Source organism: Vogesella urethralis, from assembly GCF_007644045.2.
Lineage (GTDB): Bacteria > Pseudomonadota > Gammaproteobacteria > Burkholderiales > Chromobacteriaceae > Vogesella > Vogesella urethralis.
The window spans coordinates 13,711-31,341 of the sequence record NZ_VMDW02000016.1 but is presented as its reverse complement, the minus strand read 5'-3'; the positions used below and the strand labels follow the sequence as shown (position 1 = coordinate 31,341).

The window sequence follows — 17,631 nt, the reverse complement described above, 5'->3', positions numbered from 1 at the left end:
CGAGCTCATTGTGTCTCCAGACTAGGTGGCAGTTTCCTGCCAAATGTCTGTTTACACAAAATTCAGTACACGCCCTGCAGCCCGCTCATCGCACGCTCCGGCACAATCGCAACGGCCTCGTGCGTTGCATCATCGACGACGGTCAGGCTCTTGATGACACGCCCCTCTGCCGTCCGGTCGAACACGAAGTCCATCGACCAGACCTGGTTGGCGGCCAAGGGGCGGGCCAGCGGGTGACGGTCTGCCGCCGGAATCTTCTTGCGCTTACGCCGGCGAATTTGCAGGCCCGCCTCGGCATAGAGTCGATCCACCCGCTTGTGATTGACCTGCATGCCTTCCTGCCGCAGCTTCAAATAGATCATGCTGGCCCCGTAGCGTCGGTGACGTTGTGCAAGCGCGATGATCTTCGCTTTCAAGGCGACATTGCGGTCGGTGGCGGGCTGGTAACGGAATGAACTGGGACTGATGCCGGCCAGACGCAGCGATCGACGCTCGCTGAGTCCCTTGCCCACCAGATGGCGCACCAACTCCCGCCGTGACGGTGCGCTCACCACTTTTTTCGCAGGGCCTCTTTGGCAATCTCGTTCTCGAGCATCATCTCGGCCAGGAGCTTCTTTAACCGTGCGTTCTCGGTTTCCAGTTCCTTGAGGCGCTTGGCCTCCGAGACGTTCATGCCGCCAAACTTGCTGCGCCAGAGGTAATAGCTGGCTTCCGAGAAGGCGTGCTTGCGGCACAGCTCGGCTACGGGCATGCCGGCTTCTGCTTCGCGCAGAAAACCGATGATCTGTTCTTCGGTGAAACGTTTCTTCATGTCCAATCTCCGTGTCATGGTGGATTGGACTCTAAAGTCACGTGCTACTCAATACCGGGGGGACGTCGTGAGTTGCCTCTTGTGGTAAGATAGTAATCAATTACTATCTTACAAGGAGTGCTCGTGGACACCCATCCAAAGCATCTGCCGGCCGATGAACGTCGTGCCGTAACTGTCGAGTCCGTCGTGGCGCTTGCCGGTTCACAAAACCCAAGCGAGATAACCACTGCAGCTATCGCTAAACACATGAACTTGACCCAGGGTGCGCTGTTTCGGCACTTCCCGAACAAGGAAGCCATTTGGCAGGCGGTCATGGAGTGGGTAGCAGAGCGCCTATTAGCCAGAATCGATCGATCCGCACAAGGAATCGAGTCGCCCTTGGCAGCCATGGAGGCGATGTTCATGAGTCATATCGAATTCGTAGCTGAGCACCCAGGCGTGCCAAGAATGATGTTTGGTGAGCTTCAGCGTGCCGAATCGACACCGGCCAAGCGCATGGTGCAAACCTTGATTCAGCGCTACGGCGAACGTTTGCATCGTCTCATCGAGAAAGGCAAGGCCAGCGGCGAGTTGTCTCCCTCGCTTGACAACGAGGCGGCGGCAACGCTGTTCATTGGCACGATCCAGGGCTTGGTCATGCAATCGCTGTTGGCGGGTGATGTGGGACGTATGCACCGCGATGCGCCGCGCGTCTTTGCAATTTATCGGCGTGGCATAAGGAGTGCGCAATGAAAAAGTTACCCTTGCAAGGCCGCACCCTGGCGCTGCTTGCCGTCATCATTCCTTTGCTGGTGCTTTTTATTTATGTCGGTCTGCGATCAGGGCCGCTCGCCCCGGTCGCTGTGACGGTGGCAAGCGTGGAATCACGGGCTATCACACCGGCGCTGTTCGGCATCGGCACGGTGGAGGCGCGCTACACCTACAAGATCGGGCCGACGTTTGCCGGGCGCGTCAAACGCCTGGAGGTGCATGTAGGCGACCAGGTCAAGGCCGGACAGGTGCTCGGCGAGATGGAGCCGGTCGACCTCGATGATCGGGTGCGCTCACAGGAGTCGGCATTCAAGCGTGCGGAAGCGGCTTTGCGCGAGGCAGAAGCCCGGCAAGCCTACGCGCAAACCCAGGCGCGCCGCTACGAGCAATTGTTTGCGGTGCGCTCGACCAGCGAGGAAATCGTCACCACCAAGCGGCAGGAACTGCAGATCGCCGATGCCGCCTTATCTGCCGCTCGGGAAGATATTGTCCGGGCACGCTCCGACCGCGAAGGACTCGTCGCGCAGCGGAGCAATCTGCGCCTGATCGCGCCGGTCGACGGTGTAGTCGCCGTGCGCGATGCCGATCCCGGCACGACCATCGTCGCGGGTCAGGCCGTGGTGGAAGTGATCGCCCCCAAGAGTTTGTGGATCAATGCGCGCTTCGACCAGATCAGCGCATCGGGGCTGGCTGGGGGGTTGCCGACTCTTATCGTCCTGCGTTCGCGTGGTGGCCAGACCTTGAAAGGTCGCGTGCTGCGGGTGGAACCCAAGGCCGACGCGGTAACCGAGGAAACGCTTGCCAAGGTGACATTCGATAACAAACCAGAACCTTTGCCACCGGTGGGTGAACTGGCCGAAGTCACGGTTGACTTGCCGGCGCTCCCGGCCGCTCCACTGATCCCCAACGCTGCCGTCCAGCGTGAGGGCGACAAAGTTGGTGTCTGGCAAATCGTGGATGGTGATCTGCATTTCTCCCCGGTCAAGCTCGGCACTTCCGACCTCAATGGTTACGTGCAGGTGCGCGAAGGGCTCAAGAATGGGGACCAGGTTGTGACCTATAGCGAAAAGGCACTGACGGCGCGCAGCCGCATCCATGTGGTCGACCATATCCCAGGAGTGTCACGATGATCAGCCTGGCCGGCCGCGACATTCTCCATGCCTGGGGAAAATTCGTCTTCACCGGCATCGGTCTGGGTCTGCTGATCGGCGTCACCCTGGTCATGGCTGGGGTGTACCGAGGCATGGTGGACGACGGCAAGGCGTTGCTCGACAACAGTGGCGCTGACCTTTGGGTGGTGCAAAAGGATACTCTGGGACCTTATGCGGAGTCGTCCAGCCTCAACGATGACGTGTATCGCGCCATTCTCGCCATGCCGGGAGTCTCACAGGCAGCGAACGTGACCTACCTGACCATGCAGGTACGCAAGGGCGAGAGTGATGTACGCACCATGGTGGTCGGCATCGCGCCCGGTGCGTTGGGGGCTACACCCGGATGGCCTCCTTATCTCGTCGCTGGACGCCAGATCACGCGCGGTCACTACGAGGCGGTGGCCGACATCGCCACCGGCTTCAAACTGGGAGATCGTCTTGCCATTCGCCGAAATCATTACACCGTCGTGGGGCTGACACGGCGCATGGTGTCGTCCAGCGGCGACCCGATGGTATTCATTCCGCTCAAGGATGCCCAAGAGGCTCAGTTCCTCAAGGACAACGACGCCATTTGGCAAAGCCGGCGTCGCACCGAAGCCAACCCGGCCTTCAATCGACCCGGTGTTACTGGTTTGCTGGATGCCGTGATTGCTTCACAGAGCACCAACGCGTTCGTCAATGCAGTGCTGGTCACTCTGAAACCTGGTCATGCGCCGGACGAGGTTGCCGAATCCATCCGGCGCTGGAAACGTTTGACGGTCTACACACGGGCACAGATGGAAGACATCCTCGTCGGCAAGTTGATCGCCACGTCGGCCAAGCAGATCGGCATGTTCTTGGTGATTCTGGCCATCGTTAGCGCGGCCATCGTTGCCTTCATCATCTATTCGCTGACGATGGACAAAATCCGCGAGATCGCGGTGTTGAAGCTCATCGGCACACGCAACCGAACCATCGCCGCGATGATCATGCAGCAGGCGCTCGCCCTGGGCGTGATTGGTTTCGTGGTCGGCAAGATCACAGCCACTTTCTCAGCGCCCCTGTTTCCCAAGTACGTACTGCTGATGCCGTTCGACTCCATCGCCGGTTTTTTCGCCGTGCTCGTGATCTGCGTTCTAGCCAGCATCGTCGCCATTCGCATGGCACTCAAGGTCGACCCGGCCGAAGCCATTGGAGGTTGAGATGAGTGGCAAAGGCATTCGCATCGAAGGTTTGAGAAAACGTTATGGCGAGGGCGATACCGCGGTCAATGCCTTGAAAGGCGTGGACATGCAGGTGGCACCCGGCGAGGTGGTGGGCCTGATTGGCCCTTCCGGGTCCGGCAAGAGCACGCTGCTCAAATGTCTGGGCGCGGTGATTGATCCGACCGCCGGTCGCATGACGCTGGGCGATGAAGTGATCTACGACGATGGCTGGAAAGTCCGCGACTTGCGCGCCTTGCGGCGCGACAAGATCGGTTTCGTTTTCCAGGCACCATACCTGATTCCGTTTCTCGATGTCACCGACAACGTGGCGCTACTGCCGATGCTCGCAGGCGTCGCGAATGGGGAGTCGCGCGCGAAGGCACTGGAACTGCTCACCGCGCTCGATGTGCAACACCGGGCTCGCGCCATGCCCTCGCAACTCTCCGGTGGCGAGCAGCAACGGGTCGCCATTGCGCGAGGTTTGGTCAATCGCCCTCCGGTGATCCTGGCTGATGAGCCCACAGCTCCACTAGACAGTGAGCGCGCCATGGCTGTAATCCGCATCCTCAATGACATGGCTCGGAAGTTCGAGACCGCCATCATCGTCGTCACCCATGACGAAAAGATCATCCCCACTTTCAAGCGCATCTACCACATCCGCGACGGTGTGACCCATGAGGAAGCTGGCGAAGGGCGGGAGTTCGAATGAGAGAACGATTGAATTACAGGAGAATTTCATGACCCACCGCAAACACAGCCACGCATTTGGAACTATCACCCTGACCGTTACGGCCTGCCTGCTTTTATGGGGTTTTCAGTTGCCAGCTTGGGCTGGTGACGCTACCCAGGTTGAGCCACTGGCGCTACGCAAGATCATGCAGGAACTCGGGCGCAACATGCAGGCTATTACCGGTGCGATTTCGCAGGAGGAATGGGTTCAGGTCGTTCAGCTCGCCCCAAAAGTTGCTGCACACCCCGAGCCACCGCTTACTGAAAAAATGCGCATCCTTGCTTACCTCGGCGCTGATGCGACCAAGTTCACAAACTTTGACGCGCAGACTCACGAGGCGGCGCTGGCCATGAAGCTGGCTGCTGCGAGCAGCGACGGCAAGGCGGTGATCCAATCATTCGCCCACGTGCAGGAAAGCTGCTTGGGCTGCCACCAAGCTTTCCGTAAACCTTTCGTGGAGCATTTTTATGGAGCACGCTAAAACATGCCAGCGCCCCATCAGCCTCGAAAGACGGCTTGCGGCAACTTACCTGGTAGCTGGTCTGGTCACCGCCGGTCTGGCCGGTTGCGCCGCCGGTCCTGATTTTCAGCGTCCCACCGCACCCGATGTGGCTCGCTACACTGCAACACCGGTGGCTGATAGAACCGCGTCCGCTCCCACGCAGTTCGGCGAAACACAACGTCTAGTCGAAGGGCTTCCGATCGAAACGCAATGGTGGCAAAGCTTGGGTTCATCCACACTCGACGGACTGATCAACGAAGCTTTCCATGTCAGCCCGACGCTGGCGAGCATCAGCGCCAATTTGCGACAGGCGCAGGAGCTTCTTGCCGCACAGGCGGGCTCGACGCAATATCCACAGGTAGATGTCGCACTGGGATCTCAGCGCCAGCAAATGAGTCCCAGTAGCCAAGGGTTGAGCGGAGACGCACGTCAATTCAGCCTCTACAACGCCAGCGTTGGCGTGCATTACAACCTCGATCTGGCTGGCGGCAACCGGCGCGCACTCGAAGCCTTGGCTGCTCGCGCCGACTACCGTCGCTTCGAACTGAATGCTGCGCGCCTGGCCCTTGCCGGCAACATGGCAACCGCTGCCATTACCCGAGCACGCCTCGCCGCGCAACTAGAAGCCACTACTGCCATTTTGCGCGTGCAGGATGAGCAACTGCGCCTAGCCCATGAACGCGTGCGTATCGGTCAGGCCTCACCTGATGAAGCGTTGAGCCTACAAGCTCAGGCGGAGCAAACGCGGGCAGAACTGCCTGCGCTGCGTAAACAACTGCAACAAACCGAACATCTACTGGCGGTGCTAGCCGGTCGTGCCCCAGGCACGGGTGGCATCCCGGCCTTCACTCTGGCCGATTTCACTCTGCCCGTCGAGATGCCGCTCGTCGTGCCCTCAGAACTGGTGCGCCGCCGACCGGATATCCAGGCGTCAGAGGCGCTGTTGCATGCGGCCAATGCAGACTATGGTGTGGCTGTCGCCAAGCTCTACCCACAGATCAACCTGAGCGCCAACCTTGGCTCTCAAGCGCTGACCACCGGTACCCTGTTCGGTGGTGGCTCGGCAGTGTGGGGCCTGGTTGCGCAGCTCACCCAGCCTCTTTTTAATCCAGGGCTACCCGCTGAAAAAAGAGCGGCGCTCGCCGCTTTTGATGCCGCCGCAGCCAATTACCAGAGCGTCGTATTGGAGTCTTTGCGTAACGTCGCCGACACCCTGCGCGCGGTGGAAAGCGATGCACAAACTTTGACTGCCCTCGCTGCCGCTGATATGGCTGCACAGGCCTCCTTGCAGTCGGTCGAGCGGCAATACCGGCTGGGCGCGGCCAGCTACCTGCAACTGCTCATCGCGCAGCAACAGGCACAGTCAATCCGGATCAATATGGTTGCGGTCCAGGCACAACGCCTAGTCGATAGTGTTGCTTTATATCAGGCCCTGGGAGGTGGTGTCAGTTAAGGCTATGCCCTAACCTGATGTCAGATGTTGAGCACAAACAATGTCATTTTCAGAAGACGACTGCACCATTCAGCGCGGTTTGAAGCCTGTTGTGCATACGGCTCCTGATAACCCGATATCAGGATTCCTCTGCACAAAACTCGTCTATGCTCAATACTCGTGTGCACCAAAGCGAGGTGAGCATGGCGATGGGAACATCATCGCGTTCCCAACTCGTTGATTGATAACGAGTTTTCCGCACTCGGCGAACCGAGATGGACATAATTATGGACTGAAAAACCACGCTTGGTCAACGCGCGCTCCGAGCAAGTCCAGTGCGAGCCATGGACAGCCAGCAGTAGACAATGTACCCGAGCGCTCAACGTCACGAGGCCGGTTCATCTCCCTTTGGCAGGAACTCCTCGCGGGCGCGCTGCAGAAACCGCTTCATGGGCTCAGAGGGGTCGGCGCTGCGGCGCAGCAGGTAGGTGGACAGCATGGGCGGCGTGCCGGCCAAGGGGCGAACGGTTATGTCGGGGCGGTTCAGGGTCTGCACCTGCGAGGCAATGGCGAAACCTAGGCCATAACCGGCACCGACCAGAGTCAGCATCACGCCTAGGCTCGTCACCTGATCTACCAGCTTGAGCGGCTTGGACGCACCTTGAAGCACCGCCTGGATCTGGTGGTGGCAGCCCGATCCCGCGTCCGGATGGCACAGTACCAACGGAAACTTCAAGGCTTCATCCAATGGCACTTCCGCGTGCGCCAACAAGGGGTGGCGCACGGGCACGATCACCGACAGAGGATCGGTCCACACGGGCTCGGCGACAAGGCCTTCGCTCACCGCGTCCGACAGCGCAAAGCCGATGTCCAGCAGATCGTTGTGCAGGCCCTTGAGCTGCTGCGCGAAAGGCAGCTCGAAGACGCGAATCTCCAGTTCGGGCTCTTCCTCGCGGCTGCGCGCCAGCAAGGTGGCAATGTGGGGCTGCGCCAAGCTGTCGCAGATGGCGATGCGCAGATAACCCTGATAGACCTGCGCCGCCGCCTTTGCGGCACTCACCGCCTGCTCCACGGTGGCCAGCACACGCCGGCACTCACCGAGGAACACTTGACCGGCCCAGGTCAGTCGCGTCTGGTGCGCGCTGCGGTCGAACAACTGCACGCCGAGCGTGGCTTCGAGATTGCGCATTGCGCGCGACACAGGCGATTGTTCTACGCCAAGGCGCTCGGCCGCTCGCGCGAAATGCAGTTCTTCCGCGACCGCAACGAAATAGCGCAGTAGTCTGAGTTCCAATGCGGCCTCCTGTTTGCCTCGTTCCTGGCCTGCATCCACCTCATGCGGATTGCGCCTCGCTTTCTCCTTCGATGATTGGCAAGAGGTTCCGGCGTCGCATGCTTGCCTATTCGGATAGGCAGATCGCATCCGAAAATTACGGAGGTTGAGGCGGAACGCTACCTGGCCGAAGACCTGAGAACCTCAATCGCCGCGACGCTGCACTACCGCCTGATCCACAGGTTCAGTTCAATCAATTGCCGGGTTGCAGCTCCACACGCACCTCGCGCGATTTGCCGGCCCGCTCCACGGACAAGACTACGACATCGCCGACCTTCCTGTCGTCGAGCCGGGCGAGCAGCTTGGCCACATCGTCGATCGCCGTGCCGTCGATGCGAACGATGCGGTCGCCGGGCACGATGCCTTGTGGGGTAATCTCGACCCCAGCGAGCCCGGCTTTGTGCGCTGCCGAGCCGGGGGTGACACGCAGCACGAACACGCCCTTGCTTCCCGTCAGCGCAAGCAGGCGTTGATTGAGCTGTTCGTCCACCTCAATGCCCAGCGCCGGACGGATGTACTTACCGGACTTGATGAGTTGCGGCACTACCCGCATGACGGTGTCCACCGGCACGGCAAAACCGATCCCGGCCGAGGCGCCGGAGGGACTGTAGATCGCCGTGTTGATGCCGATAAGCCGCCCGGCCGAATCGAGCAGGGGGCCGCCCGAGTTGCCGGGGTTAATGGCGGCGTCGGTCTGGACCAGGTGATCAACTGTCGGGCCGCCCGCTTCTCCCGGTAACGAGCGGTCGAGCGCGGAGACGATGCCGGTGGTGAGCGTCCAGTCCAGGCCAAAGGGGTTGCCGATAGCAAACACCTTCTGTCCCACCTTGAGGTCGGTGCTGGTGCCGACAGGCACGGCAGGCGGGCGTTTGAAGCCGACGCCGATCTTGAGTACGGCGATGTCGTGCGCTGGGCTCGCCCCCACCAGCGCGGCCTGGTAGTCGCGGCCATCGGCGAGTTTGACGGTGGCTTCAGAAGCACCCTGGATGACGTGGAAGTTAGTGACGACGTGGCCGGCGTCGTCCCAGATGAAGCCCGATCCCGTGCCACGGGGCACGGAGAAAACATTGCGCGTCCAGACGTCGCGCACCAGCTGCGCGGTGGTGATGTAGACCACCGAGGCGCGTGATTTTTCGAACAGTTCGATGGTGGCCTTTTCGTCCGCCGCCAAGTCGCCGCGCGCCGTCACGGTGCGTTCTGCCGCCTCGCGCGGAGTGAACCATGCCTCGATGGCGGGTAGGAACTGCCACAGCAGCATGAGCGTGGCAATACAGGCGGTGAGGAAGAGCCAGCGCCGGATGAACGGATCCGGCGCTGGACGTGGATACGGGTCAGGGTAGGCCATGAGAAGTCTCCTGTTGATAGGCAATCAGCGCCATAGCCCGCTCGGGCGCCAGCGCGGCGGGCGCGGCGTCACAGCGGATTCCGGCAAGAAATGGGGCGTGTGAAACGGCAAGGCTGTTGCTGGTCCAGGCGCCAACGTCAGCAGGCGTGAGATGCGATCTTGCGTTGCCGGATGGGTGCGCAACCAGGAAGGCTCGGGATTGCCCCATCCCGGCCACAGCCAGGCACGCCAGGAGCGGCTGACCCGCTCGATTTTCGCCAGCGCGGACGCCAGCCCCTGCGGGTCGCCCGTCAGTTCCGCCGCGAGGCGGTCAGCGTCGAACTCACGCACGCGAGACAAGCCGAGCTGTGCGAGCAGGGCCAGCTGGGGCGAGGCGGCCAGCAGAAGCAGTCCCGGCCAATTGACCGCCACCGCGCCGGCCAGCAGTGCGGGCAAGCTGAACACAATAGCGATCTGTCCGACCATCGCCAGCAGGCTCGTGAGACGACTGACGGAATCCGCCAGCCCCATGACACGCAGATCCTCATTAGCGATGTGCGCGACCTCGTGCGCGAGCACACCCGCCAGTTCGCGCGAACTCAGGTTGCGCAGCAGGCCATCGGTGAGGGCGATCGATGCATGCTGCTTCGAGCCGGTGGCGAAGGCGTTGATGACGGCACTGGGCACGTAGTGCGGCACCGGCGTGGCGGACAAACCGGCACGGGCGGACAGCTCGCGCAACAGGGCCCAAATCTCGGGGGCTTCGTGCGGGTACAAAGCCCGTGCGCGGTACAGGCGCAAGGTCAAGACGGATGCGGCTGCCGGTTCCAGCAACAGCGTGCCTGCAACTGCAAACAGCGTGAGCCACAGGCCGCTTTCCCCGAACAGCAGGCTTCCTGCGGCGGCTGCGATCCCGACCAGGGTCAGGATCAACAGCCCGGTCTGCAGGCGGTTGAGCCAGCGGTGTTGCAACAACGCCGCGCGCGGGTCATTGGGATGATGACGGATCATGCTCAGATGTCTCGGCGGCGCGGTCGTCGCGCTTGCGCAGCAGCCAGTAGGTCGCACCCAGAGCCAGCGTGGCGCCTGCCAGCGCGGCTATCTTTGCGGGGCTCGCCTCGGGGTCAAGGATCACGAACTTGCGCGCCAGCGCGATCAGGCCGATGAGGATCACGGTCTTGACCTGGATGATGCTGTCCCGACGCAGCGCCACGCGCACGATGGAATGCTTGAACTCCATCGCGATCAAGAGCGTCATGATCATGCCGAACACGCTCTGGAATACCTTGTGGTCCAGGGGATTGAAGGCATCGAGAACCAGCAGCGTGAAGACGATGGCGATGAGCTGGAACAGCGACACCACGATGATGACGGCAATTACCGCCGACAGAACGAGGGCGACGACCTGCTCGAAGCGCTCGTAAAACGTCATCAACCGCCACTGGGAGCGCATCTCGTCAAGGGCCGTGTGGCCAGATTCTTTATGCATAAGCGTTGCTCTCTCTTTCAATGAAACGTTAATGGAACGGGGAGTCCGAGAAGACGACTCGATTACACCTGGATTGCCGAGGCAATTGCGAAGCCACCCAGCGCATAATGTCCTGCGCGCCCGTGGCGCCGCCGATGGGTGGATCAGCCTCTTGCACGTCAACCCTTTGTCCCATGCATGGCATCAATCCGGCTTCTGGTCTGGCGGCAGCAATCCCAGCAGATCCGCCTGCAAATGTTGCAACTTGTCGATGCCAGCCCTCAATGCCTCGACACGGCCGGCATTTTTCATTTCACTCAGGGTGTGCGCTAACTGCTGGATGCTCTGATGCAGGACATCGACCTGATCATCAGGATCCTTGCCGAAGAACGTAGGGCGGCCACTTTGATCCCGCCAGTATTGGAGTGCTTCGGGTTGAGGAGGCACTTGGGTCTTACCTGACAGATAGTCGATCATCTGGGAAATCCAGACCCGGTGGTCGGCGTATGTGAACGGCACGGGCAGCGCGGAGCAACTGTCAGGTTTGAATTCCTTCCAGGATAAGGGTACCTGCCAGGTGTGTAGCCATTGCTCGAATTCATGCGCCGGCATCGGATGCCCGATGGCATAACCCTGGCCCCACTCGCATCCCATACGCAGCAGCATTTCACCATGCTGAATGGATTCGACTCCCTCCGCGATGCAGTTCCTGCCAAACGACCTTGCCAGTGCCAGTAGCGCATCCAGGATGGCGATATCGTCCGGATCCTCGAGCATGTCGCGTATAAAACCCTGGTCGATCTTGAGCAGGTGCGCGGGCAGGCGCTTCAGATAGGTCAGCGATGAATAGCCGCTGCCGAAATCGTCGAGGGCAAAACGCAATCCCATCCTCCCGCACTGGGCCATCAACTGAGACACTTGAACGAAGTCCTCCACGGCGCTGGTTTCGAGGATTTCCAGTTCAAGGTCTTGCGGCTGGGCGCCGGGATGTCGTGACAACATACCCCGTAGATGCATGATGAAGTCCGGTTGCAGCAAGTGCCGCGCACCGATATTCACGCTGATCGGTACATGAAGGCCGGCCTTGCGCCAAACTTCGATCTGAGTCAACGCAGCCTCGATGGTCCATTCCCCCACGTCAATCCCGAGCGGATGATTCTCAATGATGGGTATGAAGGAGGCAGGAGATAACAAGCCACGCGTCGGATGTTGCCAGCGGATCAAGGCTTCGGCGCCCAGCACCTCACCGGTGCGCATGTTGACCTTAGGTTGGAAATAAAGCAGAAACTGCCCATTGGCAAGTGCATTCTTTATGCTGTCAAATCCTTCGTGACGGGTGCGCAGCGTACGATCCTTCTCCGTATCGAAAACGTGATATCGATTCTTGCCGGCTTGCTTGGCACGATACATAGCCTGATCTGCCTGCCGCAGCAGTTGGTCGGCGTCGATATCTTCGCCTTGCGGGTAGTAGCTCACACCGATACTCGCGCTCACCTCGCACAGTGCGTCACCAATCGGTACGGGCTGTGCAGCCACCTCGATCAGGCGATCGAGAATCGGTACGCTGATGGAAATATCCGGCAGGTCGACCAGAATAGCGACAAACTCATCACCACCAAGACGGGCCAAGGTATCGCCTTCGCGCAACACCTGCGTCATACGCCTGGACAGGACGGAAAGCAAATTGTCGCCGACTCCGTGGCCGTGCTGGTCGTTGACCTTCTTGAATCCATCCAGATCGATGAAGACAACCGCCAGGTGCATGCCACGCCGACGTGTCTGACGAATGGCCTGCTTAAGGCGGTCTCCAAGCAATAGTCGATTGGGCAAGCCGGTGAGCAGGTCGTAATGAGCAACGCGTTCAAGCTGTTGCTGGTTCTCCTTCAGGGCTGTGATGTCGGAAAACATGGCTGCGTAATGCTCGATATTGCCCCGCATATCCGGGACTGCACTGATCGTCAGCAGCGCGGCAAACTGACTGCCGTTCTTGCGTCGGCACCAGAGCTCTCCGTGCCAGTAGTCGTGCTCACGCAGAGCCTGCCAAACGGTCTGATAGAACTCATCGTCATAGCGATCGGACTCGAGCAGACGAGGTGTCTGACCCATTACTTCCTCCCGCGCATAACCAGTGATCACGGAAAACGCCCGATTGACGTTGACAATGTGGCCTTGAGCGTCCGTAACGAGGATGCCCTCTCCTGCGTGCTCAAAAACTTTAGCCGCAAGGCGAAGCTCTTCCGCGGATCTTCTGCGTGAGGTGACATCATAGATATAGCCGTGCCAGAGGATGCTCCCATCAGGCATGGCTTCAGGCGACGCCTCGCCTTCGACCCAGATCACCCGACCGTCTGGAAACTGCACTCGGTACTCGTCATGCCAAAGCGCGAGTGACTGCCCCGACGCCTGTATGGTTTCATGCACACGGTCGCGGTCTTCAGGATGGAGCGCAGCGAACGCAGGAGTGGCATCTTCAACAACATCCTCCGGTGCAACCCCGTATATTTCCTGTATCCTCGCGCTGGCATAAGGGAAGTGCGAGCTGCCGTCCGGACGAAGACGGTATTGGTAAAGCATACCGGGAACGTGGCTGGTCAACTCTTCTCGCTGTCGGCGCATAGAGTTCAGCGCCTGCTCGACCCTCTTGAGATCGGTGATGTCCTCTACCGTCCCGTCTGCCGCTCTGGGCCGACCAGAGGCGTCGCCCTTGAATGTTGCCCGCAGGTGTATCCAGCGAACCTGCCCTCCGCTGACGATGCGATACCGCAGATCAAGGGACTTTCCGCACATGGCAGCATCCCATGCCCTATCGAAGAGGGGGCGGTCTTCAGGGTGAATGCACTGCAGGAATCGCTCGAAGGCTATTGGCGCACCAACATCCAGGCCGAGCACGCGGCAGGCTTCATCGGAGCAAGTGAGGAGTTGCGAGCCAAGATCGAGATGCCAACTGCCAAAATGGGCATTCTGGTTAATCTGGCCACAGTGTCGGGCTGAGATTTGAGGAGTCTCGTTCAAAGGTGACGCTCCTTATGGGTGAAACAGAGGTTCCAAAGTTTCTGCAACTGGGAACGCATTTCGTCAAAGATTGTGTGGTTGGGGTCGCTATGCATCGCGGCTACGCACTTTCTTCAAGGATCGAACAACTGATAAGCAGGGTGGTTCGCGCCGGGTCATTGCGGCAAGCGGGATGTCACCCAGCGCATAATGTCCTGCGCGCCCATGGCGCCCGCCTGACGTGCAACCTCATGTCCCCCTCGGAACAAAATCAGGGTTGGAATGCTGCGAATACCGAACTGGGCGGCCAGGTGAGGCTCGGCCTCGGTATTTACCTTGGCCAACCTCACCTTGGGTTCAAGCAGGGAGGCTGCCTGCTCGAACTGCGGCGCCATCATCTTGCACGGTCCGCACCACGGCGCCCAAAAGTCAACCAGCAGCGGCAGGTCACTGCGCTCCAGATGACGGGCGAAGGTCGCTGTGGTCAGATCAATGGGTTCTCCGGTGAACAGCGGGTGCTGGCACCGCCCGCAATTGGGCTTCTCTGCCAACTTGTTGGCTGGCACGCGATTGATGGATTGGCAGTGTGGGCAGACGATATGAATGCTGTCACTCATGAGGTGGCTCCTTGGGACACAGAGGAAGTAATGGCTCCGGCAGTTGGGCCGCTGTGACATGGGGATTCGAGCTGTAGCCCTTGCGTCAGTTGCCGGATGCTGTATTCATCCAGCGTTTCCCGTGCGAGCAGTTCGCGCGCGCACCGCTCCAGCACTTCTCGGTTAATTTCGAGAATTCGGTATGCACGATCAAACACACCCATCACGATGTCACGGATGGCTTGGTCGATGCGTGTCTGAGTCGATTCGGCTACCCGGCAGCCACCCTGTACCAGTTCAGGCGCATCAAGAAAACGCGGCCTCTGTGCCTCAAAAGCAACGTACCCCAAGCCCTCATCCATGCCGAAGCGCGTAATCATGTCGCGGGCGATGTCGGTGGCCCGCGCGAGATCGTCTGAAGCCCCTGTGGACAGCTCGCCAAACACGAGCTTCTCAGCCGCGCGCCCTCCCAGGAGCACGGCGATCTTGTGCTCCAGGTCGGCACGTGTCATCAGAAATCGGTCTTCGGTGGGCCGCTGCAGGGTGTAGCCGAGTGCACCGATGCCACGCGGAACGATTGAAATCTTGTGTACCGGATCGGTGCCGGGCAGCGCCAGCGCCACCAGCGCATGCCCCATCTCGTGATAGGCTACGGTTTCCCGCTCCTTCGGATTGAGCACACGGTTCTTCCTTTCCAGGCCGGCCACGATGCGCTCGATGGCGGCGGTGAAGTCTTGCAGTTCCACAGCCTGCGCCTTGCGCCGCGTCGCGTTCAGCGCTGCTTCGTTCACGAGATTGGCCAGATCAGCGCCGGAAAAGCCGGTGGTCAGCGCCGCCACCTGTTCGAGATCGATATCCTGAGCCAGCGTCACCTTCTTGACGTGGACTTTCAGGATGTCCAGCCGTCCCTTCTTGTCGGGCCGGTCCACCAGCACCTGACGGTCGAAGCGACCGGCGCGCAGCAGCGCCTGGTCGAGGATTTCGGGGCGGTTGGTGGCGGCGAGGATGATCAGCCCGACCGAGCTGTCGAAGCCGTCCATCTCCGTGAGCAGCTGGTTGAGGGTCTGCTCGCGCTCGTCGTGGCCGCCGATGGGGCCGCCGACGCCGCGCGCGCGGCCCAGCGCATCGAGCTCGTCGATGAAGATGATGGCCGGCGCCTGCCCGCGGGCCTGCTCGAACAGGTCGCGCACACGGGCCGCACCCACGCCGACGAACATCTCGACAAACTCTGATCCGGAGATGGAGAAGAAGGGCACCGCCGCCTCGCCGGCAATAGCCTTGGCCAGCAATGTCTTGCCGGTGCCCGGTGGGCCGACCAGCAACACGCCCTTGGGAATGCGCGCCCCGAGCCGTCCATACTCCTGCGGATTCTTGAGGAAATCGACGATCTCAACCAACTCCGCCTTGGCTTCATCGACGCCAGCGACATCGGCAAAGGTCACGCCAGTGTTCTTCTCCATGAATACCTTGGCACGGCTCTTGCCGATGCTCAGGAAGCCACCCATGCCCTGCTTCTCGGCGAAGCGGCGGAACAGGAAGAACCAGACGCCGAAGAAGGCCACCGCCGGCAGAATCCAGGAGAGCACATCACGCAGCCAGGTGCTTTCCACCACCCGCGCATAGGGCACGTCGTACTTGGACAGCCGCTCGGCCAGGTCGGGTTCGACACGGGTGGCCACGATGGTGGTCTTGCCCCGGCTGTCCGGCGATTTCAGGCGCCCGGTGACCGTGCGGTCCGACACCAGCACTTCGGCGACGCGCCCCTCGGCCAGCGCCTTCTCGAATTCGCTGTAGGGCACGGGCTCGACGGTCTTGGCCGCCTGCCAGTAGTTCTGCAGCGTCAGCAGCAACAGGCCGGCGACGATCCAGTAGCCAATGTTCCATTGATCTTTCTTTTCCATGGGCAATGTTCCTCGCAAGTCGTGTCGCTAGAGAATGGGGGTGAACAGACGGGCCACCCCGTCGCGCAAGCGGATGGCCAGCGGGCGGGCGCGCAACGCCTTCGCCGATATCTCGCCCGACGCATCACGAGCGGCATCAAAAAGGGATGACAGCCGCGTAGACAACGCGGTGTCGTACACCTCCACATTGAACTCGAAGTTGAGGCGCAAACTGCGCGCATCCCAATTGGCCGAACCAAGGCAGCACCACGCTCCGTCTACCAGCATCAGCTTGCTGTGGTCGAACGGGCCAGGCCGTTCGAAGATGCGCACACCGTGCTCCAGCACCTGCCAGTAGTGCGCGCGCGCGGCCCATTGCACCGTGGGATGGTCGCCGTTTGCGGGCGTCAGCACGTCGATACGCACGCCGCGCAACGCGGCCGTGCTTAGCGCCGCGATCATCGGCTGATCGGGGACGAAGTAAGGTGTCCAGATGCGCACCGAATGCTTCGCGGCGCTCAAAGCGCCCATGAAGGTCCAGCGCATCCGGTCCAGGGCCTCATCGGGACCGGCCTCGATGCCGCGCGCCCAAGAGGTTCCGTGCTCATCAGCCGTTACGGGCGGTTCGCCCCAGTAACCCTTGCTGAGCCGCTCGCCCGTGGTATCGCACCAATCATCGGTGAAGCACCGCATCAGATGCGCAATCACCGGCCCGCGCAGACGAAAGTGCAAATCGTGACAGGCCTGGCCCGGCGCATCGGGCCGCCAATACGGGCTGAAGATGTTCATGCCGCCGGTGAAACCCGTCTTGCCATCGATCACCAGCAGCTTGCGGTGATTGCGCAGATGCGCGCCATGCAGGCGCGCGGGAATCAACGTCGGGTTGAACGTCGCCGCCGGAACGCCGGCGCGTTGCAAGGCGCGGTAGGCGCTGCTGGGCGTCCAGCGGGCATAGACATCGTCGATCAGCACCCGCACTTGCACGCCGCGCGCATGAGCCCGGCTCAGCGCATCGACGAACTGCGCCCCGATGCCTTGGCCGTCGAAGATGTACGAAGCCAGCGCGACGCTGTGCCGCGCCGATTCGATGGCAGCGAGCATGGCCGGGTAGGCCTGCTCGCCATCGACAAGCGGCTCGATGCGGTTGCCGCCGGTCAGCGACTGGCCGGTGGCGCGCCCCACCAGGTGGGCCAGACCGGCAAGCGGCGGCGATACAGCCTCGGGCATCGTGGGCGAGAGGTCCTGCCGAACAGCAGGATCTGCCCCCGGGAAGAGCCGCCGCGCCCGCCGCTGGTAACGGTTGATGCCGAATAGCCCATACAGCAGCGAACCGGCCAGCGGCAACAAGGCGATCAGCAGTACCCACAGCGTGGCCGATCGAGGGTCACGCTTGTAGATGACCGCGTGCCCCGCTGTGGGGATAGCGACCGCCAGCGACACGAGGGTGGCTGCCCATGTCAGCCCGTTGGGGTCGGACAC

14 protein-coding genes and 1 pseudogene are annotated in these 17,631 nt (G+C 61.0%); 6 read left to right on the top strand and 9 right to left on the bottom strand.

Annotated features, from left to right (window positions below):
• Positions 1 to 80 precede the first annotated feature (80 nt).
• Positions 81 to 811 (bottom strand): annotated as a pseudogene (locus FLQ03_RS00855) (IS3 family transposase); the annotation flags it as partial.
• Positions 812 to 934: 123 nt separating this feature from the next.
• On the opposite strand from FLQ03_RS00855, the gene FLQ03_RS00850 reads away from it, so the two are divergent.
• From FLQ03_RS00850 to FLQ03_RS00825, 6 genes are read left to right on the top strand one after another with little or no spacing between them, the layout of a single operon-like run.
• A complete protein-coding gene (locus FLQ03_RS00850) occupies positions 935 to 1,543 on the top strand; it encodes a TetR/AcrR family transcriptional regulator (RefSeq protein WP_004393990.1) in 609 nt (202 codons plus the stop codon).
• The gene (locus FLQ03_RS00845; RefSeq protein ID WP_144373925.1) at positions 1,540 to 2,691 is read left to right on the top strand and encodes an efflux RND transporter periplasmic adaptor subunit; all 1,152 of its coding nucleotides are present in this window, start codon (positions 1,540 to 1,542) and stop codon (positions 2,689 to 2,691) included. Before FLQ03_RS00850 ends, FLQ03_RS00845 begins: the two co-directional genes overlap by 4 nt.
• Entirely contained in the window at positions 2,688 to 3,893 is a 1,206-nt protein-coding gene (locus FLQ03_RS00840) for an ABC transporter permease (RefSeq protein ID WP_003056108.1), read from the top strand. Before FLQ03_RS00845 ends, FLQ03_RS00840 begins: the two co-directional genes overlap by 4 nt.
• Position 3,894: 1 nt before the next feature.
• Entirely contained in the window at positions 3,895 to 4,605 is a 711-nt protein-coding gene (locus FLQ03_RS00835) for an ABC transporter ATP-binding protein (protein WP_003056107.1), read from the top strand.
• Positions 4,606 to 4,633: 28 nt separating this feature from the next.
• Complete coding sequence (locus FLQ03_RS00830; protein ID WP_144373924.1) at positions 4,634 to 5,107, top strand: cytochrome c; 474 nt, start codon at positions 4,634 to 4,636, stop codon at positions 5,105 to 5,107.
• Positions 5,094 to 6,581: an efflux transporter outer membrane subunit gene (locus FLQ03_RS00825; RefSeq protein ID WP_144373923.1), complete on the top strand. Its 1,488-nt coding sequence runs from the start codon at positions 5,094 to 5,096 to the stop codon at positions 6,579 to 6,581. Before FLQ03_RS00830 ends, FLQ03_RS00825 begins: the two co-directional genes overlap by 14 nt.
• Positions 6,582 to 6,945: 364 nt before the next feature.
• Here the strand turns inward: FLQ03_RS00825 and FLQ03_RS00820 are convergent, their stop codons facing one another.
• The 8 genes from FLQ03_RS00820 to cls all read right to left on the bottom strand — a co-directional run bounded on the left by FLQ03_RS00820 (position 6,946) and on the right by cls (position 17,631).
• Entirely contained in the window at positions 6,946 to 7,854 is a 909-nt protein-coding gene (locus FLQ03_RS00820; RefSeq protein WP_040436291.1) for a LysR family transcriptional regulator, read from the bottom strand.
• A gap of 232 nt (positions 7,855 to 8,086) precedes the next feature.
• Positions 8,087 to 9,238, bottom strand: a complete 1,152-nt coding sequence (locus FLQ03_RS00815; RefSeq protein ID WP_144373922.1) for a S1C family serine protease — start codon at positions 9,236 to 9,238, stop codon at positions 8,087 to 8,089.
• Between the two features lie 24 nt (positions 9,239 to 9,262).
• Positions 9,263 to 10,228, bottom strand: a complete 966-nt coding sequence (locus FLQ03_RS00810; protein WP_047357394.1) for a zinc metalloprotease HtpX — start codon at positions 10,226 to 10,228, stop codon at positions 9,263 to 9,265.
• Entirely contained in the window at positions 10,206 to 10,670 is a 465-nt protein-coding gene (gene psiE-GI / locus FLQ03_RS00805) for a heat resistance protein PsiE-GI (protein WP_329956922.1), read from the bottom strand. The genes FLQ03_RS00810 and psiE-GI overlap by 23 nt, the downstream gene beginning before the upstream one ends.
• 219 nt (positions 10,671 to 10,889) lie before the next feature.
• Positions 10,890 to 13,697: a sensor domain-containing protein gene (locus FLQ03_RS00800; RefSeq protein WP_144373921.1), complete on the bottom strand. Its 2,808-nt coding sequence runs from the start codon at positions 13,695 to 13,697 to the stop codon at positions 10,890 to 10,892.
• A gap of 155 nt (positions 13,698 to 13,852) precedes the next feature.
• Complete coding sequence (gene trxC, locus FLQ03_RS00795) at positions 13,853 to 14,293, bottom strand: thioredoxin TrxC (RefSeq protein WP_103259721.1); 441 nt, start codon at positions 14,291 to 14,293, stop codon at positions 13,853 to 13,855.
• Positions 14,290 to 16,173, bottom strand: coding sequence for an ATP-dependent zinc metalloprotease FtsH (gene ftsH, locus FLQ03_RS00790; RefSeq protein WP_144373920.1), 1,884 nt, complete (start codon positions 16,171 to 16,173; stop codon positions 14,290 to 14,292). Before ftsH ends, trxC begins: the two co-directional genes overlap by 4 nt.
• Positions 16,174 to 16,200: 27 nt before the next feature.
• Entirely contained in the window at positions 16,201 to 17,631 is a 1,431-nt protein-coding gene (gene cls / locus FLQ03_RS00785; protein WP_144373919.1) for a cardiolipin synthase, read from the bottom strand.